Origin of the sequence: Bacillus sp. Au-Bac7, from assembly GCF_021341655.1 — a bacterium.
Lineage (GTDB): Bacteria > Bacillota > Bacilli > Bacillales > Cytobacillaceae > Niallia.
Genome location: NZ_JAJTTG010000016.1, coordinates 63,892 through 75,979, shown reverse-complemented (window position 1 = coordinate 75,979; position 12,088 = coordinate 63,892). Strand labels below are relative to the sequence as shown.

Annotated in this window: 12 protein-coding genes and 1 other annotated feature; of the genes, 8 read left to right on the top strand and 4 right to left on the bottom strand. The window is 35.9% G+C overall.

The annotated features are described in order from the left end of the window. Positions 1 to 23: 23 nt before the first annotated feature. Complete coding sequence (locus LXM54_RS24090; protein ID WP_233318266.1) at positions 24 to 1,727, bottom strand: 2-isopropylmalate synthase; 1,704 nt, start codon at positions 1,725 to 1,727, stop codon at positions 24 to 26. Between the two features lie 73 nt (positions 1,728 to 1,800). Continuing rightward, positions 1,801 to 2,021 (bottom strand) — a binding site (T-box leader). 190 nt (positions 2,022 to 2,211) lie between these two features. On the opposite strand from LXM54_RS24090, the gene LXM54_RS24085 reads away from it, so the two are divergent. Then, a complete protein-coding gene (locus tag LXM54_RS24085) occupies positions 2,212 to 3,066 on the top strand; it encodes a YitT family protein (protein ID WP_233318253.1) in 855 nt (284 codons plus the stop codon). Positions 3,067 to 3,544: 478 nt separating this feature from the next. Then, the gene (locus LXM54_RS24080) at positions 3,545 to 4,930 is read left to right on the top strand and encodes an amino acid permease (RefSeq protein WP_233318251.1); all 1,386 of its coding nucleotides are present in this window, start codon (positions 3,545 to 3,547) and stop codon (positions 4,928 to 4,930) included. 171 nt (positions 4,931 to 5,101) lie between these two features. Here LXM54_RS24080 and LXM54_RS24075 read toward each other — a convergent pair whose 3' ends face one another. Together LXM54_RS24075 and LXM54_RS28635 are read right to left on the bottom strand one after the other, a co-directional pair. Then, positions 5,102 to 5,578 (bottom strand): GNAT family N-acetyltransferase, encoded by a 477-nt coding sequence (locus tag LXM54_RS24075; protein ID WP_233318249.1) that lies wholly within the window; start codon positions 5,576 to 5,578, stop codon positions 5,102 to 5,104. 130 nt (positions 5,579 to 5,708) lie between these two features. Beyond that, positions 5,709 to 6,005: a TIGR04104 family putative zinc finger protein gene (locus LXM54_RS28635; RefSeq protein WP_396953812.1), complete on the bottom strand. Its 297-nt coding sequence runs from the start codon at positions 6,003 to 6,005 to the stop codon at positions 5,709 to 5,711. A gap of 329 nt (positions 6,006 to 6,334) precedes the next feature. Between LXM54_RS28635 and LXM54_RS24070 the strand changes: the two genes are divergently transcribed. Both LXM54_RS24070 and LXM54_RS24065 read left to right on the top strand, forming a co-directional pair. Next, entirely contained in the window at positions 6,335 to 6,868 is a 534-nt protein-coding gene (locus LXM54_RS24070; protein ID WP_233318247.1) for a hypothetical protein, read from the top strand. A gap of 79 nt (positions 6,869 to 6,947) precedes the next feature. Continuing rightward, positions 6,948 to 7,181 (top strand): hypothetical protein, encoded by a 234-nt coding sequence (locus tag LXM54_RS24065; protein WP_233318245.1) that lies wholly within the window; start codon positions 6,948 to 6,950, stop codon positions 7,179 to 7,181. 53 nt (positions 7,182 to 7,234) lie between these two features. Here the strand turns inward: LXM54_RS24065 and LXM54_RS24060 are convergent, their stop codons facing one another. Then, positions 7,235 to 7,675, bottom strand: a complete 441-nt coding sequence (locus LXM54_RS24060) for a GNAT family N-acetyltransferase (protein WP_233318243.1) — start codon at positions 7,673 to 7,675, stop codon at positions 7,235 to 7,237. 108 nt (positions 7,676 to 7,783) lie between these two features. On the opposite strand from LXM54_RS24060, the gene pdxR reads away from it, so the two are divergent. The 4 genes from pdxR (at position 7,784) to LXM54_RS24040 (ending at position 12,080) form a co-directional block, all read left to right on the top strand. Beyond that, entirely contained in the window at positions 7,784 to 9,187 is a 1,404-nt protein-coding gene (gene pdxR / locus LXM54_RS24055) for a MocR-like pyridoxine biosynthesis transcription factor PdxR (RefSeq protein ID WP_233318242.1), read from the top strand. Positions 9,188 to 9,470: 283 nt separating this feature from the next. Further along, positions 9,471 to 9,806 (top strand): hypothetical protein, encoded by a 336-nt coding sequence (locus tag LXM54_RS24050; RefSeq protein ID WP_233318239.1) that lies wholly within the window; start codon positions 9,471 to 9,473, stop codon positions 9,804 to 9,806. 138 nt (positions 9,807 to 9,944) lie between these two features. Next, a complete protein-coding gene (locus LXM54_RS24045) occupies positions 9,945 to 10,403 on the top strand; it encodes a DinB family protein (protein ID WP_233318237.1) in 459 nt (152 codons plus the stop codon). Between the two features lie 288 nt (positions 10,404 to 10,691). Further along, on the top strand, positions 10,692 to 12,080 hold the full coding sequence (locus LXM54_RS24040; RefSeq protein ID WP_233318235.1) for a glycoside hydrolase family 1 protein: 1,389 nt from the start codon (positions 10,692 to 10,694) through the stop codon (positions 12,078 to 12,080). Positions 12,081 to 12,088: the final 8 nt, after the last annotated feature.

The window sequence follows — 12,088 nt, the reverse complement described above, 5'->3', positions numbered from 1 at the left end:
AAAGGCAGGGTTTTTTATTTCACTTAGCTGTTCGACAAGGAATATCCTTGCTTTGTTGCAGGATGTTCACTGCTAACCATTTTGTTAACGGCACTGAATAATGCCTTAATGGAGGAAGTCATGATGTCAGCATCAATTCCGCATCCCCAATAAATAGCGCCTTTATCGGTTGCAAAGCCTACATAGGAAACTGCTTTCGATTCAGAGCCTGTTTCTAGGGCATGCTCTGTATAAACAAGGTCTTTATATTGGATTCCTAACGAAGATTGAAGGGCATTGCTGATGGCATCAAGTCGGCCATTTCCTGTACCGCTGAATTCCTGTACAGCTCCATTCTGTTTAACTGACACGGTTGTGTCATAGCTGTCATTTTGTGAAAATCTATACTCGATATACTCAATAGGCGAGCTGATATTGACATATTCCTCTATAAATATGTTATGAATTTCATCTGGCATAAGCTCCTTATGAAGGCTGTCTGAAACTTTTTTGACAGCATATCCAAAGCTCTCACGCATTTTTGCAGGCAGATCCAAGCCGTAATTCTGTTTAAGTATATAACCGATTCCGCCCTTGCCTGATTGGCTGTTAATTCGGATAATATCTCCTTCATATTGTCTGCCGATATCCTTTGGATCAATTAAAAGATAAGGGACTGTCCAATAGTCGCGTTCCTTTTCTTCACGCCATTTCATCCCTTTAGCAATAGCATCCTGATGGGAACCGGAGAATGCTGTGAACACTAGCTCACCGCCGTATGGATGTCTTTCATGAACCGTCATTCTAGTCAATTTCTCATACTTTTCTAGAATGCTGGGAATGTTATCGAAATTCAGCTGTGGATCAATTCCATGGGAATACATGTTCAATGCTAGTGTAACAATGTCAACATTACCTGTTCTTTCACCGTTTCCAAACAATGTGCCTTCCACTCTTTGAGCACCTGCAAGCATCCCAAGCTCAGCATCTGCAACGCCTGTTCCTCTGTCATTATGTGGATGAAGAGACAGGATTACATTGTCCCTAAAGCTTAAATTTTCGCTCATGTACTCAATTTGACTTGCGTATACATGAGGCATGGACATAGAAACCGTTGCAGGCAGATTGATGATTACTTTGTTTTCAGCTGTTGGCTGCCAAATATCCAGCACACTGTTACAAATCTTTAGGGCGAATTCTATTTCTGTTCCAGTAAAGCTTTCAGGTGAGTATTGGAACTTGAAATTGCCTTCTGTTTCAGCCGCATATTTTTTTAAAAGCTTAGCGCCTGTCACAGCAATATCAATGATCTCTTCCTCTGTTTTTTGGAATACTTGTTCCCGCTGTGCAACGGAAGTGGAATTATACAGATGCACAACAGCTTTATTCACACCTTCTAATGATTCAAAGGTTTTCTTAATGATATGCTCCCTTGACTGTGTAAGCACTTGGATTGTGACATCTTCTGGGATTAGGTTTTGTTCAATTAGTGTCCTCAAAAAGGCGTATTCTGTATCAGATGCTGCGGGAAAGCCTACTTCTATTTCTTTAAAGCCTACTTCTAACAGCAATTGAAAATATTCCAGTTTTTCTTTTAAGCTCATCGGCACAACAAGCGCCTGGTTTCCGTCACGAAGATCCACGCTGCACCATGTCGGAGCCTTGTCAATATACTCCTTCTCTGTCCATTTCAAACTTGTTACGGGAGGGGTGAAATAACCTCTGGAATATTTTTCGATATTTTTCATCACTGCCAACCACCTTTTTGAATTAATTTACTCATGAAATTTTGAAAGAAAATAAAAAAAGCCTATCATCTCAATAAGAGACGACAGGCTTTGCCTTCGTGGTACCACTCTTTTTGATCTGCCTGAAATAAGACAGACCCACTTTACGACTTGATTACGGGAGTCAGCCGTTAAGACTTACATTTCAGCCTTACCACTCCTGGGCGAGTTGGGGGAGTTTATTGTCTGTCTTTCACCAGCCGACAGCTCTCTAAGCAATAAATATCCCTTAATACTCCCAATCCTAGCGTTTCGTTTTCTTAATTTTCTCCATTTTATAATTAATTTTGAATTCAGTCAACAGAGGATTTTTCTCATTTTGAAACTTTTCTAAATTGTCTAGTAATTTGTTATATTTTCTGACATTGTTTTTCTCTATTGTAGGAAATCTATTGTTCGGTTATTATTAATTCTTATATTCAGTATTAGAAAGGATTTTTACATCATGCAAAGTAAGCAAGAATTTCGTTCTTATAGTTTAATTATTCTTGGAACATTTTTAGTAGGTTTAGCATTTAATATATTTCTATTGCCTGCATCCATTACAGCAGGAGGAGTGGCTGGGATTAGTATTATTTTAAACAAATTGAATGGCTGGAGCCCAGCAATTGTGCAATGGGCAATAAATATCCCAACTTTTGTTTTAGGCTATTTCCTACTAGGTAAAGATTTCAGCATCCGCACCTTTATTGGAACAGTTCTGCTGCCTACATTCATTTGGCTGACATCTTATTTGCCGTTCTCAGTGGAAGATCCATTGCTTGCTTCCATTTACGGTGGGATCCTCAGCGGGATCGGAATTGGTCTTGTATTTCGTGGTAAAGGGTCTACTGGAGGGACAACAATTTTCGGACAGCTTATTAAGAAATACACACGTTTATCAAGCGGTTATTCGCAATTTTTAATTGATGGCTGTATCGTAATTGTTGCCATGTTCGTTTTTGACTTTGAAAGAGCCCTATATGGTATGATTGCCATGTTTATTATAGGAAAGTCTATTGACGTGGTTCAGCTTCGTTCATCTACTTCTAAGCTCGTCTTAATAGTGACGGAAAACGAACAGAAAATCACAGATTTAATTCGCAATGAAATCGACAGAGGCTTCACGAAGGTTTGGTCAGAAGGAGGATACAGCAATCAGAAAAAAGCATTGCTGTTCAGTGTGGTCGAACAATCAGAAGCGGTATACTTAAAAGAATTAATTCAAAGAAGTGATAATAACTCCTTTGTTATTTTCTTAAATGCATCTGATATTATCGGCAGAGGCTTCTCAATTCCAAGAGATTTCCCAAGAAATTAGGAGTTTTGGTGTACCTATATAGGTACACCTTTTTTTATTTGTATTAAAATTCCATCTTAAATTTCAAGTTTTTACGAAAAACATTAAGATAAAAAAAGTCCATTAGATTAATTATATAAGAATAACATTTTTAAAACTGTACGGAAGGATTTGATTAATAGGAAAAACAGGAAAATAGGTATATTAATAATAGAATGCGAAATGTTTCACAAGACTGGTAATTGTTTATAGCAGCATAGTTCTTTTAAATAGAGTTATCTGACTTAAATAATAGGATAAATTAAAAATATTATTGCGTTAAAACATTATTTAGATACATTTAAAAATTGCAAAAAATCTGCCATTGACAGTAGGCGTTTTTAGCTTTTATAATCAGCGAAGTGAAATTTTAAACAAATAATAGACTATATCCATTTTTAGATATAATTGTTTGAAAATTTTAACTTTATTTAATATTCAATTTGGGAGGATTACAGCTTTGAGTCAACTTTTTCGCAGGAAATCAGTAAATACTATGATTTCACAATCTCAAAATAAAATGCTGAATCGGACGATGGGAGTTATGGATCTCATCTTCTTGGGAGTCGGCTGTGTTATTGGTACAGGTATTTTTGTAATAACAGGTGTTGTTGCTGCAGAAAGTGCAGGTCCGGCAATTCTTCTTTCCTTTGTTCTTGCTGGAATAGCTTGTGCACTTGCTGCGTTTTGTTATGCTGAATTTTCTTCTGCAGTGCCGCTGTCAGGAAGTGTATATACTTACACATATGCAACATTAGGTGAGTTTTTTGCCTTTTTAATCGGCTGGGATTTAATGTTGGAATATGTTCTAGCAATCGCCGCAGTGGCAACAGGGTGGTCTGCATACTTCCAATCTTTAATTGCAGGGTTTAATATTGTGCTTCCAGCAAGTATTTCATCTGCTCCTGGATTAGATAAAGGTGGAATTGTCGATTTACCGGCAATGCTTATTATCTTAGGTATTACTGCTTTGGTTTCTAAAGGTGTAAAAGAAAGTATTAAATTCAACAATATCATGGTTTTCGTTAAACTTGGCGTAATCTTGTTGTTCATTATTGTTGGTGTTTGGTATGTGAAGCCGGATAACTGGACACCATTCATGCCATTTGGATTCGATGGGGTCATTACAGGTGCAGCTACTGTATTCTTTGCTTATATTGGATTTGATGTTATTGCAACTGCTTCAGAAGAAGTAAAAAACCCAGGCAGAACAATGCCTATTGGTATAATTGGGTCTCTAGCTATTTGTACGGCATTATACATTGCTGTTTCCACTGTTTTAACAGGAATGATTCCTTTCACACAGCTGAATGTTGGAGCACCAGTTTCTCTTGCGTTAGAATCAGTTGGTCAAAATGCAGTTGCAGGGATTATTTCTATCGGGGCAGTAATGGGGATTACTACTGTTATTCTTGCCTTGGTTTATGCACAAGTACGTCTAAGCTATGCAATGAGCCGTGATGGTCTTCTGCCGAAGATGCTTTCGTCTGTAAACAGTAAAACAAAAACACCATTTAAAAATACATGGCTGACAGGTATTGTTGCAGCATGTATCGCTGGTTTTGTTGATTTGTCTACATTGGCTCATCTAGTAAACATGGGGACATTGGCAGCATTTACGCTGATCTCTATTGCAATCATCGTATTGCGCAAGAAATTCCCAGAATTAAAAGGTTCCTTCCGTGTACCTTTCGTACCAGTATTGCCAATCATCAGCGCACTTCTTTGCATAGGACTGGCAGTCAGCCTGCCAGGAATCACTTGGATTTCCTTTGTAATTTGGCTGGCAATTGGAACGAGCATATATTTCCTATACTCGAGAAAACACAGTAAGTTGAATAATTAATATCGAAAGCAGCCATTGGCTGCTTTTTTTGTACTTAACAAGGACAAAAGACTACCTATAGGGAATAAGGATGCTAGGAGTTTGTAATAGAAGATATTGATTCGGATTTCTTCGGAATAAAAACAAAGTAAAAGACAGCTGCACTAGTTGCAGCTGCCGTGATTATGATGCTTATGTAAACTTCTTTATGTACCAGGCATCCATAGCAGAATGCTCAGACCCGGCTAAAGGTGCAGAAAGCAGTTCAAACCCAAACTTTTCATAGAGAGCACATGCAGCCTTTAATTGCTGACGAGTTTCCAAGTAGCACGCTATATAATGCTTTGCAGCAAAGTCTAAGGCCGTTTCCATCAAAAGGTTAGCATAGCCCTTCCCTTGAGCTTTAGGGCTTAAATACAGCTTCTGTAACTCGCAAATGCCTCTTTCCTCATCAAAGGGAGCGATACCGATGCCCCCGACCACTTCACCATCAAGCACTGCAACCCAATAAGCAGCTGATTCTAGCGAATTGTAATACTCTGACAGTTTGTCTAAGGAAGGGTCAAAATAAGCAGTGCCTTTTATATTCAAACCGACAGATTCAAGTGAATGACGGATGATGGATGCTACTATCTCATTATCTTGTTGTTCTATCTCTCTAACAATCATTTTAAAATCCCCTTTATTAGTATGGATAAGTAAATGTTACCTTATTTTTTTGAAAATACAAATATTTTTAGTTTTTTATGTGACAGATAGATTTAACCAAAAGGGAAATGACTTTTAAAAAGATAAATCCTCAAGATGTGGAGGATTTATATTTAGCAAGAAAAGGATAGGAGAATGAAATGGAAACAGAAGAGATGAGTGCTAATAATAAGGATAAACCAAAATTAAAGTGTAGAAATTCTAATAGTAACCAATAAATTAGAAAGAATGGAACAACGGAAATAGCTACAGCTATAAGCCGAGAAAAAAACCGGACATTATGAGAGGTTTCACAGTATGTACAAGTAATAGGCTTATAGTTAAATAGAAAGGAGTTGTATAGAGCAATCCAGTTAAATTCGCGCTTGCAATGGCTGCATTTTTGCATATATATTACCTCCGAATTGTTGTTGTGTTATTTACGTTTTAATAGTTAGAAGGTTTCATTGTAATAGAATTTACGATACAATACATCAGGCAGTTAGTACAAATGATAATCCTTTTACTGAGGCTGGTTGACAAGGATTTTAAGAAAGCATTGTTCCTTAAGGAATAATGCTTTTTTTACTTTTTTTAAGTATAAATATGGGAAGTTTGTGATGAAGGAGAATTCCAAAGAATATAGAATATAAAATGGATAAATTTGCATTATATTGAAGGTTATGGTGTTTAATTATGAAAATGATAAAAAGACAGTAATTATGGGGGATCAACTTGATGAGAAATATATGTACTGGAGTATTATTATGCATCGTTACTTTAGTTGGGTGCTCAATTGAACAAACACTTGAGGAATACTTTCATCAAAAAATGAAACAAATGCATAAAGATGAAAAAAATTTTTCCTATTCACTGGTTCATACAGAGTTAAATGCTGTTCACGAAAATGATGGAATTGTAGTGTTCGAAGAGCATAATAACCATCAAGGAGATCAAATATATATAGCTTATCTAGAGAAGGAAGAACAGCAATGGGAATGGAAGAGAACAAGAGGAGCAAAATGGAATAGCCCAGTAAAATGGTCTTCCATGAACCAACCACCTTATATATATTCTGGTGCAATAAGTGATAATTCAATCACTGAAGTATATGCAGGCAATCAATCTGCAAAGATCATTCAAGTGGAAGAGGATAAAAGGTTTTGGTATGCAATCAGTTCTATTAAGGATGTAAAAGTTAAGATGGTTAAAGAAGACGGAAGTGAAGAGTTTATGGAAGAAATAAACTACGAGGAATTAGAAAATCAATAATATGTGTAAGGTAATAAACTTGTAAGTATCATGGGGAGTATTCTAAAAAGGAGAATCTATGCCTAAGGAGGAAGATTTCATGGAGCTTAAGGAATTCATTCGTTTCCTTAATAGATTAGAAGAAAATGATATATTTTATAAACTGGATAAAATTAGGAATGATGCTGTTTTAGTTGAAATTGCCGTGCCAGGTCAACGTTGGGAAGTTGAGTTTATGGAGGATGGAACTGTAGAAATAGAAAAATTCATCAGTGATGGAGACTTTTATGATGTTAAGGAAATAGAAATATTAATAAAAGAATTTAGTGATTAGGTAATAAATAGGAGAAAGACTTCAATTAAGAAGTCTATTCCTATTTATTATTGTTAAACTTCTTTCAAGAATACATAACTAACCTTATTATACTTCATTTTTTTCTCATAGAAGCGGTGAGCATCTATGCGTTTTAATCCGGACGAAAGTGAGACAATATCGTAACCATTATTCTTTGACCAATTTTGTATATACTCTAGAAGGGCTTCTCCATATCCTTTAGAACGGTAGTTGTTATCCGTTATTAAATCACAAACCCAAGTAAACCTGCCATTATAAAGAGTTATCATAGGCATAAAGCCTGCAACAGCAATTATATTCTTATTAATAAATAGTGCAGCCATTCTATAATTATCTTTTTTCGCTGCCGCCTTTACTAATTCAAGGTAACTTTTCTCATCTAAGTGAGTTCTTAATTGCTTCATTACGGAAAAGGCTTCTAACCATTCGTGTTCCTTATCTAATTCTCTTATTTCAAAAGATTGTTGCGGCATTGTTCATTCTCCTTTAATTTTTACTAATATTAAAACATATCTTGATATAATCAAAAGTATCAGATTCAAGAAAGTTAATGGAACCAGTTAGTGTGGAGGAGAAGAGTAATGATTGAAATTACACCATTATTAGAAAGCGAAAATAAATCACCACTCTACATTCAATTATCCAACTATATAAAAGAGGAGATAAGTTCTGGAAGGATAAAACCAGGTGAGAAACTTCCATCTAAAAGAAAATTAGCTGAGCATTTAGGGCTAAGCATCAATACAATACAGACCGCATATGAGCAATTAATTGCAGAAGGGTTTGTGGAAAGTATACTTCGAAAAGGATTATATATAAAAGTCTTAGAAGACGAACTGACTCATAAATTATTTGAAGCCGAGAAGCGTCCGTTAACTAGGTGTGAAAAAAGTGTAAATGTTGAGATTGATTTTAATTCAGGAAAAGTTGATGTGGAAAATTTCCCTTATTCCTTGTGGAAAAAAACTACTGTTCAATCTTTATATGAAGATCAAGGTGAACTGTTTAATATGGGTAACCCTCAAGGAGAATTACAATTAAGAGAAGAAATAGCAAAATACACATATATGTCTAGGGGTGTTAAATGTACTCCCGAGCAAATTGTAATTGGAGCTGGTACACAGGTGCTTATGACATTACTTTCCATACTAATTGGAGACAATATGGTATATGCACTAGAAAATCCTGGATTTCATCGTACGAGAAAAGTCCTGCAAGATTTGGGAAGAGCAACTACCTCAATTCCTCTAGATACAGACGGTATTAACATAGAACAATTAAAACATAGTGGAGCAAATGTAGTTTATGTAACACCCTCGCACCAGTTCCCAGTTGGGATAATTATGCCTATAAAACGCAGGCTGGAATTGTTAGAATGGGCCGAATCTATTCATGGTTATGTTATTGAAGATGATTATGATGGTGAATATCGTTATGAAGGAAAGCCGATTCCTTCTTTACAAGGACTTGATATACTGGGAAAGGTAGTCTATCTGGGGACTTTCTCTAAATCTTTAATACCTTCCATTCGAATTAGTTATATGGTTCTTCCTCCAATCTTAATAGAAAGATATAAAGAAAACTTATTGCTGTATAAACAAACGGTATCTCGCCTTCATCAAGATACCTTATATCGATTTATGAAAGAAGGTTATTGGCAAAGCCATTTAAATAAGATGAGAACACTGTATCGAAAAAAACATTCGTTCTTCATGCAAACCATAAAAAAACATCTTCACAATCAGGTGCGAGTTATAGGAGAAAACTCAGGTCTACATCTTATTCTACAGGTAAATAATAACTGGACCGAGAAGGAATTAATAGATACAGCATTACAAGAAGGTGTGAAAGTATATCCTTTATCTGTTTACTATGAAAATGGAAGTAATGTTAATTCTAGTGTTCTATTAGGTTTCGGAGGTCTATCGGAAAAACAGATAGATATTGGCATCCAATTATTAAAAAAGGCTTGGCAGATTGATTAGTTTTGGAACAACTAAGCAAGAAAGGGATATGAGAGATATTACAATATTATACGTTTTTGGAACTCTTTTAAGCGATTAAACGTATGTAATATGAAGGTGATAAAAATGATGAAATTAATGTTCATGCTTGCAGCGATTACGTTTCCTTTATGTGCTTCTCTGAATAAAGGGGCCTCTGGTATTTTACTATCCATGTTCTTTTTATAGCTTGCAGCATTCGTAAACCAAGGTTTACTAAAAAGAGTCAGTGAAAGATTTTATAAATTACATATGGAGGATTTTAATGGCGGAAATCAGGAGAGATAATTCAAAGCGCAATAAGTTGTTTATTGCCATAGGAATAGTCCTTCTAGTGGTAGTAGGATTATTCATATGGCAGTCTGTGGACAGATACAAGGAAGTCCAACAAATAGAGTCGAAATTGGGTTTTGAGATTACAGTGGTAGATAGACAATCACATGAAGCATGGTGGGCAGCTACGAGAACGTATTTAGTAAAACCAGTGGACGATGAAAGTAATCTGGAATACATGCTTTACTTGAATAAAGAAAATAAGATTGAACAATGGGCTAAAGTGGAAAATGGGGAAGTTCAAAACATAAAGTATGAAGATATGTAACTAATGGGAGCATTAATCCAGGGAGATTAATGCTCTTTTGGCAGTTAGCTGAAGTTATGCTGTTACCAAAAATTCAACAAGGGAAAAAATAAAAGGTGCCGAATAATAAATATATCTTTATTAGAAAGGAGAGAAAAAATGGAGGAACGCCATAGGATTCTTTTTAAACAGTTAGAAACGTACCGAGAAGATGTTTTAGATAGTTTAAATGGTGTAAGTGCAGAGGCAGCTGAGATAGTACCACATAATTTTAATAATAATATTAGATGGAATATGGGGCATATTTACTTGGATCAATACTTATGGATTGAGAGCCTAACAAAGGAAAAAACAGATGTTCCTGATGTTTTTCGCAATTGGTTTGGTTATGGAACAACACCGGTTCATTTCTCAGCTGAAACGCCTTCTTATCTAGAACTGAAAAAATTGCTGAAAGAACAACCTGTTAAATTGATGGAGAACTATGGAAGCCGATTAGAAGAAGTATATCCCCCTACTGAGATGGGAATGCGAACAATAGAACAAGTGTTAATTAGAACCATCTTTCATGAAGGTATTCATTTGCAAGCGATAAACGACATTAAAAAGTGTTTATAATAATTATATTTCCCTGTCTAAAGTTATTGGACGTAAAAACCATAAATAAACCAGTTGCCTATATACAAGACAGGCAACTTTTTTCTTTGTGAATGGATGTACTTAACACCTCTCTTTCAATCTTTGCAAAATCACCTGCTAACAAACCCTCATTACCTTCCTTTACTTGATAAAGATTAGAGCCTTATTTAAGGAGAGTACAAAAAAGAATACGATAGTACAGTCAGCTCTATAAACATTTACAAAGTCCCTTCAGAAAAATATAGTGTTGATAGGAGGTGCAACAACATGACAAAAATACAATTTCCGAAAGATTTCTTATGGGGAACTGCTTCAAGCGGGCCTCAAAGTGAAGGATATAAACAAAAGACAAATGATTCTATATGGGATTATTGGTATAAAAAAGATTCCGAAAGATTTTATGAAAAGATTGGACCAGAAACGACTTCCAATGTGTATGAACAATATGCGGAAGATGTGAGCATAATGAAGGAGCTGAGCTTGAATTCCTTCCGAACGTCAATCCAATGGTCGAGATTGATAAAGGACTTCGAAACAGGTGAAGTTGATCAGGAGGCTGTTCAATTTTATAACCATTATATCGACGAAATGATTGCAAATGGGATTGAGCCGATGATGAACCTGTTCCATTTTGATATGCCTTATGAGCTTGAACAGAAATACGGTGGCTTTAAAAGCAGACATGTTGTCGATCTTTATGTGAAGTTCGCAGAAGCTGCATTTGCACTGTTTGGTGATCGAGTGAAGTATTGGATTTCTTTTAATGAGCCTGTAGCTTATACAAAGGGAGCATATTGGCATAATCTTATTTACCCAAATGAAATGAGCATGCAATCATATGTTCAGGCTAACTATCATATTTTGCTAGCCCACTCGTTAATTGTAAGCGCATACCGTGAAGGCGGTTATAGTGGTGAAATTGGGATTGTTGTTGATCTGCTGCCGCCAATACCTCGCAGTGAAAATCCTGCTGACGTGGAAGCGGGCCGGGTGGCCGATTTATTTATTAACTTAATTTTTATGGATCCATGTGTAAGAGGAGAGTATCATCCTGATTATTTGAACATCTTAAAGAAACATGACTGTATGTTTCATCATCATTTAGAAGACTTAGTTGCAATAAAGGAAAATACAGTAGATTTTATCGGCATCAATTATTATCAGCCTATGCGCGTAAAAGCAAGGGATGGTTTGCCGAACCCATTTTCACCTTTCACGCCAGAATGGTATTATGAGCCATATGAAATGCCAAACAGAAGAATGAATGAATACAGAGGCTGGGAAATATATCCGAAAGCCTTATACGATATTGCTATGCGTGTAAAAAATGAGTATGGCAATATCAAGTGGTATGTTTCTGAAAACGGCATGGGTGTGCAAGGAGAAGAAAGATTTAAAAATGATGATGGCTTCATTGAAGATAATTACCGAATTGACTTTATTAAGGAGCACTTAGGCTGGCTGGCAAAAGCCATCGACGAAGGCTCTAATTGCTTCGGTTATCATTTATGGACTTTTGTTGATAACTGGTCTTGGACGAATGCTTATAAAAACCGATATGGCCTTGTGTCCTTAAATTTGGAAAATACGGAAAGAACGATTAAAAAGTCTGGTTACTGGATGAAAGAGGCAATTAAAAATAATGATTTCTCTTAAAAAAATTT